Genomic DNA, 15,992 nt, shown 5'->3' with positions numbered 1-15,992 from the left:
TGGCTCAGCAGAGTAGAAGCGTTCACCGCCGTGGCCCGCGTTAGCCCAAGCATCGTGCATCCCGGCGTTCGGAAATTGCTCTGATGTGCGCATTTGGTGCGCCATGAGAGTTCGCCATGCCTCACCGGCACCTCGCTTGTACTCTCCGGCACACCTCTGTCGCGCATCGACGCGTTGGCGCGGGTGGCCTCAGGCACCTCCGCGACCGGCAATGTTGGTTGACCGTCCACGAGGTGCATTCATGTCCAATCCGATACCGATCATCAACCTGGCCGATGCGCTGCAGCCAGGCGCGCCCTGCAGCGTGGAGGTGGCGCAGGCCATCCGCGCGGCCAGCATGGCTTCAGGCTTCTTTTACGTGCGCAACCACGGCGTGCCGCCGGAAGTCGTCGCCCGGCAGTTCGATCTGGCCCGCCAGGTCATGGCCTTGCCCTTGTCCACCAGACAGGCTCTGAACGTGTACGCCTCGCCCGGCATGCGCGGCTTCGAGATCGAGGGCTCCCAGACGCTGGATGCCAGCGCCCGGCCCGACGTGAAGGAAAGCTTCCAGTGCGGCATGGACTACCCGGACGACCACCCCTACGTACGGGCCGGCTACCACTTCTACGGCCACAACCAGTGGCCCGCCGAAATGCCGGAGCTGCCGGCGCAGTGCAACGCCTACATCCAGCGCATGCTGGGCCTGACGCGCCGCTTGATGGAGCTGATGGCGCTGTCCCTGGGCCTGCCCGAGAACTACTTCGAGCACACCGGCCACAGCCCGATGGTCACGCTGCGCATGATCCGCTACCCTGCTCACCCCGAGGGCGCCGACGAGCGCACCTTCGGCGCCGGCGCGCACACCGACTGGGGCGCCATCACCGTGCTGGCGCAGGACGCGTATGGTGGCCTGGAGGTGCAGACGCCTGAGGGCGACTGGGTGCCCGCCACGCCCATCGAGGGCTGCTTCGTCGTCAATCTGGGCGACATGATCCCGCGCTGGACCAACGGGCTGTACCACTCCAACCCGCACCGCGTGCGCAACGTGCACTCGCGGGGCATGCCGCGCTATTCCATCCCCTTCTTCTACGACCTGGACTACCTCGCGCGCATCGAGGCCGTGCCCGGCACCGTGCCGCCCGGCGAGCAGCCGCGCTTCGCGCCCTGCACCGCCGGCGAACACTTGCTCCAGATGTACCGGACCACGTATGGCACGGCCGCCAAGGCTGTTTGAGAAAAAGGGAAAACCTCGCCATGAAAGCAAGATTCAGCGCCCTGATGCTGGGCCTGGCCCTCTCGGCCCCCGCCCTGGCCAACGACAGCTTCGTCTTCATGACCAACTGGTATGCGCAGGCCGAGCAAGGCGGCTTCTATCAAGCCCTGGCCCAGGGACTCTACGAGAAGCACGGGCTGGACGTCACCATGCGCATGGGCGGCCCCCAGGTCAACGCGGCCCAGATCATGGCGGCCGGCCAGGCCGACTGCATCATGGGCTCCAGCGACATCCAGATGATGCAGATGCGCGAAGGCGGGCTGCCGGTGGTCAACGTCGCGGCCTTCTTTCAGAAGGACCCGTCCGTGATCATCGCGCACGAGGACGTCAAGCGGCTGGAAGACCTCAAGGGCAAGACCCTGCTGCTGGCGGCCCAGTCCAGCCGCAGCTTCTGGCCCTGGCTCAAGCTCAAGTACGGCCTGGGCGACGAGCAAGTGCGGCCCTACACCTTCAACATCCAGCCCTTCCTGAGCGACCGCAACGCCGCGCAGCAAGGCTACCTGACCTCGGAGCCCTTCGCCATCCAGAAGGTCGGCGTCAAGAGCACGGTAATGCTGCTGGCCGACCAGGGCTTCCCGGCGTACTCGACCACCGTCACGTGCCTGGACAAGACCCTGAAGGCGCGGCCCGGGCAGGTGGCGGCCTTCGTCAGGGCCACCGCCGAAGGCTGGAAAAGCTACTTCGCCGACCCCGCGCCCGGCAACGCCCTGATCAAGAAAGACAACCCCAACATGAGCGACGAGCAGCTCGCCTACGGCATCGCCAAGCTCAAGGAGATGGGCGTGGTCACGGGCGGCGACGCGGCCGAGCTCGGCATCGGCGTGATCACCGATGCGCGGGCCAAGGCCAGCTACGACTTCCTCGTCGACGCCAAGCTGCTGGACCCGGCCAAGGTGAAGCTGGAGCAGACCTACACCACCGAGTTCGTGAAGGATCTCAAGGTCCTGCCATGACGGCCTGAGCGGACACCTGCCCACTTGCCCCGGGGCGCCGACGCGTTCCGGCTACCGCCTCCATCCCACGCCACCGCGCTGCCGGGGCCGCCGGCCACGGCGCGGGATGCGCACGCCCCTAAGGCTGCGCGATCGGGGCGGAGTCCGTGAGCACGCGCGCCCCGGTGGGCCAGTCCTGCGCGCGCGAGAACATGCGCAGTTGCGCCTCGATGTCCACGCCGTACCGGGCCAGCCGCGGCGCCAGACGTTCGGCGTTCGCGCGCAGGGTGGCGTCGTCGGGCAGCTCGCCGTTCACCGCCAGGATCACCCGGTTGTTGCTGCGCAGGTTGAAGAAGCCGCCGAACACGGCGGCATAGGTGGCCGATTCCTGCTGGTAGAGCCGGCTGGCGGTGAACGTGTTGGCGGCGAGCACGCCGCCCGGCGTGAGCAGCCCGCGCACTTCTTCGAGGAATTCGCGGGTGAGCAGGTGCGGCGGGATGTAGTTCACGTCGAAGGCGTCGAGCACGACCAGATCGTAGCGTTCGCCGCGCCGTGCGGCGTCCTGCACGTACTTGCGCCCATCCTCGATGAACACGCGCTGGCGCTCGTCGGTGGCATAGCCGAACTGCGCCCGGGCCACGTTCAACACGGCCGGGTCGATCTCCACGGTGTCGATGGCGGCGTCGGGCAGCGTCTCGGCCAGGGCGCGGGGCAGGGTGCCGCCGCCCAGGCCGACGATGAGCACGCGCGCGGGGGCGGGTTCGATGAAGAGCGCGCTCATCATCATGCGCGTGTAGGCGAACACCATGCGCGAGGGAGCGTCGATGTCCACGCAGGTCTGGCGTCCGGCGGCGCGCACGCTGCCGAAGGTCATGCAGCGTTCGCCGTTCTCTTCATAGACCACGATGGGCGAGAACGCCGAAGGTTCGACGTGGATCACGTCGGCCGCCTGGACGCCGGGCGGCGCCGGCAGCAGCGTTACGGCTAAACTACATGCCCACAAAGCCAGTGTGCGCAGGGGTCGAGGAATCGGTTTCATGCTGCACATTGTAGGCAGGCGGACGGCGCCGCGCTCGTGAGAGGGGATTGCCATTGTGCGGCCCGGCGCCGTGACGGTGTCGGCTATTGTGGACCAAGGTCGCGGTCTGGGCGTGGGCAGCGATCGGTTTCATCATCAGCGCCCTTTCGGAGTCTTTACATGTTATCGATGTTTCGTGCCTCCATCATCGTGGCCACGCTGTCCGCGTGCGCCCCTGCGCTCGCCCAACCCGCCTCCGGGCCCGCCAGCACCGGTGCCTGGAGCCTGCAGTACGGCATGGACGGATCGTTGCACCGCGCCACGGTCAACTACGAGACGGCGCCGGTCTGGTCCTATCCGATCGGCGGCACGCGCATCGATCTGGTCGGCGAGTTCGGCGTGTCGTACTGGCACGTGCGCAACTACGATGGGCCGGGCCGCGACAAGCTCTGGCAGTTCAGCGCCATCCCGATGTTCCAGTGGTGGCTCACGCCGCGCTTGTTCGTGGAAGCGGGCGTCGGCGCCACGGCCTTCAACCACACCACTCTGGGCGACGACAACCTGAGCACGGCCTTCCAGTTCGGCGACCACCTCGGCGTGGGCTACCAGCTCACCGACCAGATGCGCTTGGGTGTGCGCCTTTCGCACTTCTCCAACGCCGGCATCAAGCATCCCAACCCGGGTCTGAACTCCTGGCAGGCCGGGCTCACCATGCGTTTCTGAACCCGCGCCGGGCGCAAGCCCGGCGACCCTCTGCGCTCAGGGCGGCGTCGTGCCGAGCCTGGCCAGGTGCGCGCCCAGCCGCAGCCGCGCGGTGTGCCAGCGTGCCAGCGCCGATACCTGCGCCTGGCGCGCTTCGAGCAGGCTGTTCTGCGCGGCGAGCAGTTCCAGCATGCTGCCGACACCGGCCTTGTACCGGCCCTCCGCGACCTCGTGGGAGCGCCCGGCGATTTCTGCCAGCATTTGGCTGGCTTCCAGGCGGTCGGTTTCCATGCGCATCGCCTGGTAGCTGTCCCACACGTTCATGGCCACGTCCTGCTCGGCCTGGGCCAGCGCGGCTTCGCGCGCCTCGATCTCGGCCTGCGCGCCGCGCGCCCGGTATCCGCCGGCGAAGCCTTCGAACAGCGGGATGCTCACCTGCAGCCCGACGACCTGGTTACGAATGACCTGGCGGCTGGAGACCCGCTCTATGGGCGTGTCCTGGCGATCGGCGGTGGCGAACAGCGAGATGCGCGGACGGCCTTCGGCGCGCGCGGCCCGGGCCTCGGCCTGCGCGGCGAGCAGTTGCGCCTGCGCCTCGCGCACCTCGGGATGCGTGCGCATCGCCTCCCCGATCAGGCTATCGACGGCCTGATCGAAGCCGGAGCCCGGCGGCGCCTCCTGCTGCAGCGGGCTGAGTTCCAGCGGCTGCCAGGCGGCCAGCGCGAGCAGGCTGGCGAGCCGGCCCGACAGCCGGCGTTCTTCGCCTTCGGCCTCGGCCAGCCGCAGCCGGGTTTCGCCGTAAGAGGTCTCGGCCAGCAGGCGGTCGGACAGCGAGCCCACGCCGCCGGCGTGCCGTCCCTCGGCGGCGTCCAGACTCTGCTGCGCAATAGCGAGCGCGTCGCGGCGGGCCTGCGCCAGGGCCCGCGCGGCCTGCAGCTCGCGGTAGGCCTCGGCGGTCTCCAGGAACACCGCCTGGACGTCGCGGCTGCGTGCGGCGCTCGCTGCATTGAGTATTTGTCGCGCGCGTTCGAGATGGGCCGCGCGCAGTCCGAAGTCGTAGAGGACCCAGTTGAGCTGCAGTCCGGCCTGGGTGCTGCGCGCGCGCAGTTCCGAACTCAGGCCCGGCAGGTCCGGATAGCGCACGGTCTGTTCCGCGTGGGCGACCGAGGCGGTGGCGTCCAGGGTGGGCAGGTAGGCGCTGCGCGCCACGCCCACCGCTGCGGCTTCGCGGGCGATCCAGGCCCACGCCTGGCGGGTGCGGGGGTGCTGGCAGAGGGCCCTCTGCACGGCATCGGCGAGCGTGAGCGGCCGGGGCAGGGCGGCCGCGTCATCGCATGCCGGGCTGCCGGCGGCCGCCGGCTCCATGCGCGCCTCGGCGAGTACCGGCGGCATCGCGTCCAATGGGTCGTCGAGCCAGCCAGCGAGCGCCGCGCCCGGCAGGGCCAGACCGAGCAGCGCCGTGCCCGCGGCTCGCAGGAGCGCCGCGCGCGCGCGGGCGGACGCGGGTGTGCCGGCGCGGGCCACGCGCGCCGGGTTCACGGCACGGCCTTCGCGGCAGGCGCCGGAGTCATGCCGGCGCCGTCTTGCTCGTGCCGGATGCGGCCGTCGACCAGGACCAGCACGCGCTGCGCCGAACGGATGGTCTCGGGCCGGTGCGCGACGATGATGCAGGTCATGTCCAGCCCGCCGACGGCGGCGTTGACCTGGGCCTCGCGGGCCAGGTCCAGGTGGCTGGTGGCCTCGTCCAGGAAGAGCAGGCGCGGCTGCTTGTACAGCGCCCGGGCAAGCAGGATGCGCTGCTTCTGGCCGCCCGAGAGCACCGTGCCCATGTCGCCGACCAGGGTGTTGTAGCCCATCGGCATCGCTGCGATGTCCGCGTGGACCGCGGCCAGCCGCGCGCAGGTCTCGATGCGTGCGCGGTCGGGGGCGGCGTCGAAGAAGCTGATGTTCTCGCCGATCGAGCCGGCGAAAAGGACGTCGTCCTGCAGCACGGTGCCGGTGATCCGGCGCAGGGCGTCCAGGCCCAGGCGCCGCACGTCGTGTCCGTCCAGCAGCACTTCGCCCTCCGTCGGCGGCAGGACGCCCAGCAGCACGTTGAGCAGCGTCGTCTTGCCGCCCCCCGAGGGGCCGGCGATGGCCACGGACTGGCCCGGCTCTATCCTGAAGGACACGCCGTCGAGGATCCACGGTTCCTGTTCGCTGTAGCGAAAGCGCAGGTTGCGCACTTCCAGGCTGGGCGGCGGCCCGTGCTCGGCCGGCGGCTCGGCGGCGGCGGTTTCCTCGGGGGCGGTAAAGACGATGTCGGCCAGACGCTCGCCCTGCAGTTGCAGCATCTTGACTTCGACGAGCTTGTCGACGAGGGCCGCGGTGCGCGTCGAGAACTGGGTCTTGTAGGCCACGAAGGCCATCAGCATGCCTACCGTGAAGTTGCCTTCGAGGACCAGGCGAGCGCCCAGCCAGATGATCAGGATGTTCTCGATACCGACTGCGAGCCCGTTCACGGCGCGATAGAGCAGCGTCATCTTCTGCGTGCGCAGATCGGCGTTGAGCTGATCGACCAGCAGGGCGATCCAGCTCGCGCGCCGCTCCTCCTGGCGCATGAAGAGCTTGACCGTCTTGATTCCGCGCACGGTCTCCAGAAAGTGCGTCTGTTGCCTGGCCGCGTGCACGATGTGTTCCTCGGTGGCATGACGCATGGGCGCGTACCAGACCCAGCGCGCCAGCGCGTAGAGCGCCATGGCGGCCACCGCGATCCAGGCCAGCAGGCTGCTGTAGAGGAACATCAGCAGCAGCGTGGCGAGCACCATCACGCCGTCCAGCAGGGCCTCCAGGAAGGAGGTGGTCAGCGTGCGCTGGATGGTGTCGACCGAGCCGAAGCGCGAGACGACGTCGCCCAGGTGGCGCTTTTCGAAGTAGGCGACCGGCAGGCGCAGCAGGTGCGAGAACACGTTGATGCGCCACTGCATGCTCAGGCTGGTGCCCAGATACATGAGCGCCCAGCCGCGCACGAAGCTCACCGCCTGCTGCATCAGCATGAGCAGGCCGAAGCCGATGGCCAGCGTGGTGAGCAGGTCGCGGTCGCCCGATACCAGCACATTGTCGATGACCCACTGCAGGAAGAACGGGCTGACGATCGTGAAGATTTCCAGCGCCAGCGCGAGCAGCAGGACCTGGCCGAGCGAACGCAGCAGGCCGTGCGCGCGCCCCATCAACTGGCGCAGCCGCATGCGCTGCCGGTTCTCTTCGCGCCTGAACTCCGGGCCGGGCCACAGTTCCAGCGCGACGCCGGTGAAAGAGCGGGAGACTTCGGCCAGGGAGCAGGTGCGGATGCCCGAGGCGGGATCGTGTATGACCACTGAGCGCGGCCCGACTTCCTTGAGCACCACGAAGTGATTGAAGTCCCAGTGCAGGAGGCAGGGCAGGCGCAACTGGTCCAGGTGCTCCAGATCGAGCTTGAGCGGCCGGCTGGCCAGCCCCAGGCCGCCTGCGACCTGGATCAGGTGCGCCAGCGTGGCCCCCTTGAGCGACAGCGCGAAGCGCCGGCGCAGGGTCATGAGGTCGGTGTGATGGCCGTGATATCCGGCGATCATGGCCAGGCAGGCCAGGCCGCATTCGGCGGCCTCGGCCTGCAGGACCAGCGGCAGCTTGCGGCCCAGGCCGAACGAAAGGCGGTGATCCATCGGTCAGAGCTTCCCGGAGAGTGTGCGCAGCGGCTCGAGCACCCATTCGTACAGCTTGAGGTTCTCGTGCAGGATGTCGGCTTCGAGCGTCATGCCGGCCTGCAGCGCATGCTCGGCGCCGTAGGCCGGCATGCTCTGCCGTGCGAGACTGACGATGATGCGATACAGCGGCTCGTTGCCGGCCGCGCCGGTGCTGCTGCGCACGGCGTCCCATTCGTCCCGGGGCAGGGCGGTGAGCGCCACGGACTGCACCACGCCCGTCTGGTGGCCGAATTTCTGGTAGGGGTAGGCGGCAAAGCGCAGGCGCACCGGGTCGCCCGTGCGCACGAAGCCGATCGCCCGGCTGGGCGCGTACAGTTCGGCGTGCAGCGGCGCGTCCTGCGGCACGATGCTCAGCAGAGGCCGCTCGCTGCCCACGGTCTGTCCGGCCTCGGCCAGCACCGCGGTCGCTTGGCCATCGCGCGGCGCGGCCAGGACCAGGCTGCGCCGCGCCTCGGTCTCCAGGCGTTCCTGGTCCAGCGCCGCCAGGGACCGATCGAGCTGAGCGATCTGGTTGTCGTGCCGGGCGGCCAGGCCGTCCAGTTCGGTGCGGTGCGCGTCGATTTCGCGTCCCAGCGACAGGCGTTCGCGCTGCAACGCTCGCTGCCCCGCCTGGACGTCGAGGAGTTCTTCCTGTTTCTGCTGCAACTGCTCGCGCGCGATGTAGTCCTGGCGCATCAGCGCTTCGTAGCGGGCGACGGTCGTGCGAGCCAGCGCCACGCGGTCGCGCTGCAGGGCCAACTGGTCGTCCAGGCGCGCGGCCTCCTGTTCCATCGTGCGCAGCCGTGCCTGCAGCCCGGCGGTTTCCTGCGTGTGCAACCGCCGCGTCTGCGCGATTTCGCTGCGCAGGCTGGCCTGGCGCTGCTCGACCTGGCGCACGATGGCGGCATGGGTCTCGCCGAGCATGGCGCTGCGCCGCTCGCCGGACAGCACGAACAGGGTGTCGCCCCGCCTGACGGCTTGGCCTTCCGCGACGTGCCGTTCCAGGACGGTGGCCGGCTCGGGCGCGTAGAGCTTGACCAGGCCGCCATGGGGCACCAGCATGCCGCTCACCGTGGTGCGCTTGGTATAGCTGCCCCAGATCAGCAAGGCGAGCAGCGCGAGCGCGAAGGCGACGGCCACGCCGGTGAGCAGCGTCAACGGCAGCGGCCGCACCAGGACGATTTCGCCCAGCCACCGGTTCTGCCTGCCGGCGAGCGCTTCTTTGCGGAACAGTGTCATGCGGGTGGGCGGTGCGCGGGCAAAGGAAAAGCGCCCCGCGATGCGGGGCGCTCGGCCGGCCGGGCCGCAGCGGGCGCCGGCGCTATTGCGCGTTCTGCGCGCGCCGCGGCTCGGTGCAGCCCTGGCCGTCGGGACCGGCGGTGACCCCGCCGGCAACGGCTTGCGTTTCTTCCGGGGTGAGCGGCGTCAGCCCCGGCGCGATCGGGCTGTCCGCGCTCACCATGCGTAGGTCAGGGTGAAACCGCCGCTGGTCTTGTTGAAGCCGGCGTTCAGACTCCAGCCGTTGGAGAACGAATTGGAGTACGTGATGCCGTTGCCGAAGCTGCCGGGAGGCACGGCGCCGGGCACCGCGCCCCAGCCGAGGCCACCGCCGGACACTTCATTGATTTCTTGCAGGGTCAACTCTTGCATGGAAACTCTCCAGAAAAGGGACGGCACGCCGATCTCCGGGCATGGCCCGCGAGCGCGCTGCGGGATTTTTATTCTTCGCCTCGAGAAAATCACGACGATACGTAAGTGATATCTTGCTTATGTAACCTGATTGTCAGTTTGGCGTCAGAATACGACTTAATTTCACCCCGATTTTCTGCGCATGTGGCGGGCGCGCTCCGGGAAACTTTTTTTTGCAATAATTCGGCGCTGGTGCGCGGCGTCCATTGCCGCCATGGGGGCGGATGCAGTTTTTGCCTTGATGCGTGGCATACCTCATAATTGGCGTCGGCACACGCGCCATGAGCGCCGTCGCCACGTCCGCACCAGCCCCGGGCTGGCGCGGCAAGACCGCCTTCCCGCCACATCCGAAGCGCTCGCCGTCCATGTTGCCTGCCGATCCCGCCCCCCAAGCTCTCCCGTCTCACGCAGGTGCGCCTGCCTCTGCCCTCGCCCCGGCCAGCCTGCCTGAAGCCGAGCCCGGCGCCGCATCGGCATCGGCCGGGCAACTGGAGCAGGCCCGCAGCCGCTCGCCCCTGCTGGTGCGGCCGGGCTTTCTGATCCGCCGTCTGCATCAGATCCACACCGCGCTGTTCCTGGAGGAAACCCAGGAGTTCGGCATCACGCCGGTCCAGTACAGTCTGATGACCGCGCTGGCGCGCCGCGGCGAGATGGACCAGATCTCGATCGCGCGCGAGGTGGGGCTCGAGCGCACGACCGTGGCCGAGGTGCTGACGCGGCTGCACGCGCGCGGGCTGGTCACGCGGCGCGCCGACCCCCACGACCGCCGCGTGCGGCTGGTCAAGCTGGCGCGCGCCGGCCGCAGCCTGGTCAAGAAGATGGCGCCGGCGGTGCAGCGCGCGCACGACCGCACGCTGGAGCCGCTGCCGCCCGCCGAGCGCGACGAGGTCATGCTCAAGCTGATTCGCCTGGTCGAGGCCAACAACGACGCGGGCGCGGTCCAGTTCAGGCTCTAGCGCACCGCACGGCCCGCGGCTCAGCCGCCCAGATACGCCTTGCGGATATCGGGGTTGGCGAGCATCTGCTCGGCGGTGCCGGCATAGACCACCCGGCCGGTCTCCAGCAGATAGGAGCGATCGCACAGTTCCAGCGCCGCATACGCGTTCTGTTCGACCATGAGCACCGTGGTGCCGCCGGCGCGGATATCGACCACCAACTGGAACACCTGCTCGACGAAGTTGGGCGCCAGGCCCAGCGAGGGTTCGTCGAACATGACCAGGCGCGGACGCGACATCAGGGCGCGCGCGATGGCGAGCATCTGCTGTTCGCCGCCCGAGAGCGTGCCGGCCGGCTGCTGCATGCGCTCGCGCAGGCGCGGGAACCGGTCGAACATGCGCTCGATGTCGTCCTTCACGCGCTGGCGGTCGGTGCGCCGGTAGGCGCCCATTTCCAGGTTCTCGCGCACCGTGAGGTGGGGGAACACGCGGCGTCCCTCCGGGCAGTGGGCGATCCCCAGATCGATGATGTCCTGCGGCCGCGCCGCGCCGATGGGGTGGCCCTCGAAGCTGATCCTGCCGCCGGCCAGCGGCTCGAGCCCGCTGATCGCGCGCAGGGTACTCGACTTGCCGGCGCCGTTCGAGCCGATCAGCGTGACGAACTCGCCTTCCTCCACGTGCAGGCAAACGCGATCCACCGCCACGGTAGTGCCGTAGCGCACGACGATGTCTTCAATCTTGAGCACGTTTCAATCCTGATCCGAGGTAGGCGCGGATGACTTCCGGGTTCTGCTGGATGTCCTGCGGCTTGCCGGCGGCGATCCGCAGGCCCTGGTTGAGCACGACGATGTCGTCGGAGATCGACATCACCATGTGCATGTCGTGTTCGACCAGCAGCACCGTGATGCCGCTGTCGCCGATGCGCCGGATCATGTCCTTGAACGCCTGCGTCTCGGACGGATTCAGGCCGGCCGCCGGTTCGTCCAGCAGCAGCAGCCGGGGCTTGGCGGCGAGCGCGATGCCCACCCCCAGCAGGCGCTGTTCGCCATATGCGAGGTTGCTGGCCAGGTCGTTCGCCCGGTGCGCGAGGCCGAGAAAGTCGAGCATCTGCGCGGCCTCCTCGCGCAGCGAACGTTCTTCGCGCAGGAATCCCGGCAGGCGCAGCATCGATTGCCACAGGCCGGCCTTGCCCTGCATGTGCAAGGCGGTGAGCACGTTGTCGAACACTGTGCTCTGGTTGAACACGCTGGTGCGCTGGAAGCTGCGCACCAGCCCGCGCGCGGCGATGCGGTGCGGCGGCAGGCCCACGATGTTCTCGCCGAACAGCGCCACGCTGCCGGCGGTGGGGCGCATGTAGCCGGAGATCACGTTGAAGGCCGTGGTCTTGCCCGCGCCGTTGGGGCCGATCAGGCTGACGATGTGCCCGGGCTGCACGCTGAAGCTCACGTCGTTCAGCGCGACCAGCCCGGAGATGCGCATGGTGATGCCGGACAGCTCCAGGACGGGGGCGTCGGCGTTCTTGGGCAGTGCGCTCACGATCCGGCTCCTCGGGTGGCCGGCTTGCCGGCCGGTGGTGGGACGCCGGCCGCGCGTCCGGCTGCCGGCTGCCCGGGGCCCGGACGGCGGGGGCGCAGGCGGCGCGCGAGACCGGCGCATGCCGGCACGATGCCCCTGGGCAGGAACAGCAGCAGCGCCACCATCAGCGCGCCATACAGCATCCACTGCACCTCGGGCGCGACGGTGCCGCGCAGCACCTCGGGCAGCAGCCCGAAGATGATGCCGCCGACCACCGGCCCGGCAAGCGTGCCCTTGCCGCCGGAGATCACCATGATGACCATCGTGATGGTGTAGATGAAGAGGAACACGTCGGGGTCGATGATGCGCACCGTGTGGGCGTACAGGCCCCCGGCGGCGCCGGCGATGCCGGCCGAGACCACCGAGGCGATCACCAGGTAGTAGGTGACCGGGATGCCGATCGACTTGGCGAGCGTCTCGTTCTCGCGCAGCGCGATCACCGCGCGCCCGATGCGGCTGTGCACCAGGCGCGCCACCAGGACATAGGCGAGCACGCCCACCGCCAGCACCAGCCAGTAGGTCGCGGCCTTGCTGACGATGGGTACCACGCCTTCGCCCGGCAGCCACACCGTGAGCGGCGGGATCGACACCAGGGCCATCGGGCCTTCCGTGAGGTCCACCCAGTTCAGCGCGACCATGCGCATCACCTGTGCGAAGCTGATCGTGACGATCACGAAATAGGCGCCGCGCACGCGAAACGCCAGCTTGCCGATGAGCCAGCCGAAGAAGCCCGCCACCACGATGCCCATGGCGAAGGCGAACCAGACGGGCTTGGGCTCGACCTCGACGCGCAGCCCGAAGCCCAGGCCGACGTCGAAACCCAGCGCCAGCAGCGCGCTGGTGTAGGCGCCGATGCCGAAGAACGCGGCATGGCCCAGACTGAGCTGGCCGGTGAAGCCGAGCAGCAAGTTAAGGCTGATCGCGGCCACGATCATGATCCCAGCGGCGGACACCACCGACAGCATGTAGGGATCGGGCCAGACCAGCGGCAGCGCCGCGAAGGCCGCCACGCAGATCAGAAAGACGGTCCGGTTCATGTTCAGCCCACCCGTTCCTTGACCGCGAACAGCCCTTGCGGGCGCACGACCATGACGAAGAGGATGACGAGAAAGCCCAGTGCGTCGCGGTAGGCGGTCGAGACGTAGCCGGCGCCGAACTCCTCGATCATCGCCAGGGCGAAGCCGCCGAGCGCGGCGCCGCCGATGTTGCCCAGCCCGCCCAGGATCACGATGGCGAATGCCTTCAGGCTCGCCAGGTCGCCCATGGTCGGGCTGACGACGAAGATGGGCCCCAGCAGCGCGCCGGTGATGGCGGCCAGCGCCGAACCCAGCGCGAAGGTGAGGGTGTAGATGCGCGAGACGTTGACGCCGACGATCTTGGCCGCGTCGCGGTCCTGGAACGTGGCGCGCATCGCCAGGCCCAGGCGCGAGCGCTCGATGATCAGGTAGAACACCACCAGCAGCAGGGCGGCGCAGACCAGCACGAACAGGCGCGTGGGCGACAGCGAGACGTTGCCCAGGACCAGCGGTTCCTGCGAGAAGGGCGAGGGGACGATCTTGGCCACGCCGCCCCAGACCAGCAGCTCGGCGTTCTGCATGAAGATCATCACGCCGATCATGATCAGCATGACTTCGTCGATGTTCTCGAGCTTGCAGCGGCGCAGCAGCACGAACTCGATCGCCCAGCCGAACACGAAGCCGATGGCGGCGGCAAAGAGGAGCGCGGCAAAGAAGTGCAGGTTGAGCAGGGAAACGGCGGCATAGGCCATGTAGGCGCCGAGCGCGTAGAACTCGCCGTGAGCGAAGTTCACCACGCGCATGATGCCGAAGACCAGCGTCAGGCCGATGCCGAGCAGCGCGTACGTGCCGCCCAGCACCATGCCGTTGACGAGGTGTTGCAGGAACTGATCCACGGGTGTGTCTCCGGAGGGATGCGGGCTGGCCGGCCGCGCATTCGCGGAAAAAAAATGCGAGGACGCGCCGCCGGGCCGCAGCCGGCGCGGCGGCCACGGACTCGGCGCGCGGGTATTACTGGGCGGTGACCTTGCCGTCCTGCAGTTGGACGACGTAGACGTTCGGCTGGTTCTGGCCGCTTTCCTTGCCTTCGGGGCCGTCCTTGACGAAGGCGATGTCGCCGTTGATGCCGGCGACTTCGGTCTTCCAGAGCGCGTCGCGGATCGCCTTGGGCTCGGCCTCGCCGGCCAGCTCGATCGCCTTGGCCACGGTCAGCACGGCGTCATAGCCGCGAAAGCCCTCGGTCAGGCCGGGGAAGGGATAGTTCTTCGCCTTCCAGCCTTCCATGTAGGCCTTGGCGATCTCGGGGTGCAGCGCCTTGTCCGCCGTCCAGGGCGAGAAGAACAGCAGGTGCGTGCTGACGTAACCCTTCGGGCCCGGGTTGTCGAGCAACTGCTCGGGAAACGAGCCGCCGGTGGTGATGATGCGCTGGGGCAGGCGCTGCTCGGAAGCCTGGCGGATGGCCAGCGTGAGCTGCTCCACGCCGGAGGTAACGATCAGCGTATCCGAGCCGGTGTTGCGCAGCGCATTCAATTGCGCCGACAGGTCGGTGGCGTCCTGCGAGACGGTCTCGGTGCGGCCCACGTCGATGCCGTTGGCTTCGAACATGGCCTTGAACTCGGTGGCGGCGCCCAGCCCCCAGTCGTTGTTCACCGACAGGAAGTCGACCTTCTTGATCGGCGGATCGAAGGTGCTCAACTGCTTGGCGAAGGCCTGCGCCTCCATCCTCGAGGTCGGACTGATGCGAAATACCCAGGGGTTGCCCGCGGTGGTGATCTTCGAGGAGGAGGCCGTCTCGACCACCATCGGCACGCCGTATTCCTCGAGCTTGGGCATGGTGGCCAGCGTGAAGGTCGAGCCCCAGGCGCCGATCATGACCGGCACCTTGTCGCGCAGGATCAGCTTCTCGGCGGTGTTGACCGCCTCGCGCGGGTTGGACTTGTTGTCTTCGACGACGAGCTCGATCTGCTTGCCGAGCACACCGCCGTTGGCGTTCAGATGCTCGGCGGCCAGGCGGGCGCCGTTGGCCACATACGTGCCCGAGGCGGCCACCGGGCCCGTCAGCGGCTGGGATACGCCGATCTTGATGGTGTCTGCCTGGGCGGCGGCGCCGAGCACGAAGCTGCTGGCGATGGCGGCGAAAACGCGGGTCTTCTTCATGAAGGCGCTCCATTCAGGAGAGGAGGGTGAGCAGGCGGACGCTCAGACGCGCGTCTGGCGGTACTTCAGGTCGCGGTACTCGCCGGACAGCACGGGGGGATACTTGGCGAGCCCCGGCGGGGCAATGCATTCGACGAGAGCGTCGTAGTTCGGGTGGTGGAAGAAGGCCACGGACAGCCGCGCATCCGGCGCCGTGCCCTCGGGCGGGTTGATGACCCGGTGCGTGTTCGACACCCAGCGGTCGTTGGTCCAGCGCATGAGCAGGTCGCCGATGTTGACCACGAAGGTGTCGGGCTCGGTCTCGACCGGAATCCAGTCGCCGCCGCGGGTGAGCACTTCCAGGCCGCCGGGCTTGTTCTCGCCGTTGAGGATGGTGAGCAGCCCGTAGTCGGTGTGCGCGCCGGCGCGCAACTGTCCGGGCGCCGGCGCCACCGCCTGCGCGGGATAGTGATTGATGCGCATGGCGGTGATGTGCCGGTCGATCTTGTCCTGGAAGAAGTCTTCCGGCAGATCGAGGCCCAGCGCGGCGAGCTGCATCATTTCCCCGGTGAGCTTTTCCAGCGCGAGGTAGTAGCGCTCGGCGGTGGCCGCCCAGCCCGCGGGCGACGCCGGCCACAGGTTGGGGATGAAGTAGCGCCGGCCTTCGCCCTCGGTGTAGTAGGGCGTCTGCGGCCAGCGCTCGCGGCCGAAGTGGTAGTACTCCTTGATGTCGGCGGGCGCGTCGAGCGCGTTGCCGCGGGCGAGCGAGTCGAAGCCCAGGCCACGGTAGCCGCGCGGTGTGCCGGCGTCGGCGGGCGCCACGCGCTGCTTCTCGGCGAGCGGCTGCTCGAAGAAGGCGTAGGCCTGCTTGCGCAGCGTGCGGATCAGGACGGGGTCGACGCCGTGGCCCTTGATCGTGAAGAAGCCGATGTGCCGGCAGGTCTGGTCGATCAGACGGCCCGTGCGCAGCCGTTCGGCGGCGCTGCCCCGCAGGGCGGGTTCCAGATCGATGACCGGGATCGATAGCGACATGATG

The 15,992-nt window shown here is 68.7% G+C and carries 15 protein-coding genes; 4 read left to right on the top strand and 11 right to left on the bottom strand.

All coding sequences use genetic code 11. The features are described from left to right. The first annotated feature begins 241 nt into the window (after positions 1–241). The gene (locus FOZ76_RS26845) at positions 242–1,213 is read left to right on the top strand and encodes an isopenicillin N synthase family dioxygenase (protein ID WP_143951367.1); all 972 of its coding nucleotides are present in this window, start codon (positions 242–244) and stop codon (positions 1,211–1,213) included. Between the two features lie 20 nt (positions 1,214–1,233). After that, on the top strand, positions 1,234–2,205 hold the full coding sequence (locus FOZ76_RS26840) for an ABC transporter substrate-binding protein (protein WP_143951366.1): 972 nt from the start codon (positions 1,234–1,236) through the stop codon (positions 2,203–2,205). 118 nt (positions 2,206–2,323) lie between these two features. On the opposite strand, the gene FOZ76_RS26835 is transcribed toward FOZ76_RS26840, so the two are convergent. Beyond that, positions 2,324–3,124 (bottom strand): spermidine synthase, encoded by an 801-nt coding sequence (locus FOZ76_RS26835; RefSeq protein WP_246129794.1) that lies wholly within the window; start codon positions 3,122–3,124, stop codon positions 2,324–2,326. Between the two features lie 258 nt (positions 3,125–3,382). Between FOZ76_RS26835 and FOZ76_RS26830 the strand changes: the two genes are divergently transcribed. Then, positions 3,383–3,925, top strand: a complete 543-nt coding sequence (locus FOZ76_RS26830) for an acyloxyacyl hydrolase (protein ID WP_143951365.1) — start codon at positions 3,383–3,385, stop codon at positions 3,923–3,925. Positions 3,926–3,961: 36 nt separating this feature from the next. On the opposite strand, the gene FOZ76_RS26825 is transcribed toward FOZ76_RS26830, so the two are convergent. The 4 genes from FOZ76_RS26825 to FOZ76_RS26810 form a co-directional block, all read right to left on the bottom strand. Beyond that, on the bottom strand, positions 3,962–5,443 hold the full coding sequence (locus FOZ76_RS26825) for a TolC family protein (RefSeq protein WP_143951364.1): 1,482 nt from the start codon (positions 5,441–5,443) through the stop codon (positions 3,962–3,964). Then, positions 5,440–7,584, bottom strand: a complete 2,145-nt coding sequence (locus FOZ76_RS26820; protein ID WP_143951363.1) for a peptidase domain-containing ABC transporter — start codon at positions 7,582–7,584, stop codon at positions 5,440–5,442. Before FOZ76_RS26820 ends, FOZ76_RS26825 begins: the two co-directional genes overlap by 4 nt. Before the next feature lie 3 nt (positions 7,585–7,587). Further along, complete coding sequence (locus FOZ76_RS26815; RefSeq protein ID WP_143951362.1) at positions 7,588–8,844, bottom strand: HlyD family secretion protein; 1,257 nt, start codon at positions 8,842–8,844, stop codon at positions 7,588–7,590. A 216-nt stretch (positions 8,845–9,060) separates the two neighbouring features. Continuing rightward, a complete protein-coding gene (locus tag FOZ76_RS26810) occupies positions 9,061–9,255 on the bottom strand; it encodes a hypothetical protein (RefSeq protein WP_143951361.1) in 195 nt (64 codons plus the stop codon). A 320-nt stretch (positions 9,256–9,575) separates the two neighbouring features. Between FOZ76_RS26810 and FOZ76_RS26805 the strand changes: the two genes are divergently transcribed. Further along, a complete protein-coding gene (locus FOZ76_RS26805) occupies positions 9,576–10,250 on the top strand; it encodes a MarR family winged helix-turn-helix transcriptional regulator (protein ID WP_342781893.1) in 675 nt (224 codons plus the stop codon). A gap of 20 nt (positions 10,251–10,270) precedes the next feature. On the opposite strand, the gene FOZ76_RS26800 is transcribed toward FOZ76_RS26805, so the two are convergent. From FOZ76_RS26800 to FOZ76_RS26775, 6 genes are all read right to left on the bottom strand, one after another. Continuing rightward, positions 10,271–10,975: an ABC transporter ATP-binding protein gene (locus FOZ76_RS26800; protein ID WP_143951360.1), complete on the bottom strand. Its 705-nt coding sequence runs from the start codon at positions 10,973–10,975 to the stop codon at positions 10,271–10,273. Next, positions 10,962–11,765, bottom strand: a complete 804-nt coding sequence (locus tag FOZ76_RS26795; protein ID WP_246129793.1) for an ABC transporter ATP-binding protein — start codon at positions 11,763–11,765, stop codon at positions 10,962–10,964. The genes FOZ76_RS26800 and FOZ76_RS26795 overlap by 14 nt, the downstream gene beginning before the upstream one ends. After that, on the bottom strand, positions 11,762–12,841 hold the full coding sequence (locus tag FOZ76_RS26790; protein WP_143951359.1) for a branched-chain amino acid ABC transporter permease: 1,080 nt from the start codon (positions 12,839–12,841) through the stop codon (positions 11,762–11,764). Before FOZ76_RS26790 ends, FOZ76_RS26795 begins: the two co-directional genes overlap by 4 nt. 2 nt (positions 12,842–12,843) lie before the next feature. After that, entirely contained in the window at positions 12,844–13,716 is an 873-nt protein-coding gene (locus FOZ76_RS26785) for a branched-chain amino acid ABC transporter permease (protein ID WP_143951358.1), read from the bottom strand. A 115-nt stretch (positions 13,717–13,831) separates the two neighbouring features. Further along, complete coding sequence (locus FOZ76_RS26780; RefSeq protein WP_143951357.1) at positions 13,832–14,977, bottom strand: ABC transporter substrate-binding protein; 1,146 nt, start codon at positions 14,975–14,977, stop codon at positions 13,832–13,834. A 42-nt stretch (positions 14,978–15,019) separates the two neighbouring features. Beyond that, complete coding sequence (locus tag FOZ76_RS26775; protein WP_143951356.1) at positions 15,020–15,988, bottom strand: isopenicillin N synthase family dioxygenase; 969 nt, start codon at positions 15,986–15,988, stop codon at positions 15,020–15,022. Positions 15,989–15,992: the final 4 nt, after the last annotated feature.

The sequence above is a fragment of the Verticiella sediminum genome (genome assembly GCF_007558815.1).
Classification (GTDB): Bacteria; Pseudomonadota; Gammaproteobacteria; order Burkholderiales; family Burkholderiaceae_B; genus Verticiella; species Verticiella sediminum.
Note: the sequence above shows the minus strand (reverse complement) of the source record. Positions and strands in the feature narration are given on the sequence as shown.

What these genes read in the sequence shown, in the direction of transcription:
- FOZ76_RS26780 (WP_143951357.1), bottom strand. Translation starts at nt 14,977, where the DNA reads ATGAAGAAGACCCGCGTTTTCGCCGCCATCGCCAGCAGCTTCGTGCTC.
- FOZ76_RS26820 (WP_143951363.1), bottom strand. Translation starts at nt 7,584, where the DNA reads ATGGATCACCGCCTTTCGTTCGGCCTGGGCCGCAAGCTGCCGCTGGTC.
- FOZ76_RS26845 (WP_143951367.1), top strand. Translation starts at nt 242, where the DNA reads ATGTCCAATCCGATACCGATCATCAACCTGGCCGATGCGCTGCAGCCA.
- FOZ76_RS26790 (WP_143951359.1), bottom strand. Translation starts at nt 12,841, where the DNA reads ATGAACCGGACCGTCTTTCTGATCTGCGTGGCGGCCTTCGCGGCGCTG.
- FOZ76_RS26815 (WP_143951362.1), bottom strand. Translation starts at nt 8,844, where the DNA reads ATGACACTGTTCCGCAAAGAAGCGCTCGCCGGCAGGCAGAACCGGTGG.
- FOZ76_RS26840 (WP_143951366.1), top strand. Translation starts at nt 1,234, where the DNA reads ATGAAAGCAAGATTCAGCGCCCTGATGCTGGGCCTGGCCCTCTCGGCC.
- FOZ76_RS26775 (WP_143951356.1), bottom strand. Translation starts at nt 15,988, where the DNA reads ATGTCGCTATCGATCCCGGTCATCGATCTGGAACCCGCCCTGCGGGGC.
- FOZ76_RS26830 (WP_143951365.1), top strand. Translation starts at nt 3,383, where the DNA reads ATGTTATCGATGTTTCGTGCCTCCATCATCGTGGCCACGCTGTCCGCG.
- FOZ76_RS26810 (WP_143951361.1), bottom strand. Translation starts at nt 9,255, where the DNA reads ATGCAAGAGTTGACCCTGCAAGAAATCAATGAAGTGTCCGGCGGTGGC.
- FOZ76_RS26805 (WP_342781893.1), top strand. Translation starts at nt 9,576, where the DNA reads ATGAGCGCCGTCGCCACGTCCGCACCAGCCCCGGGCTGGCGCGGCAAG.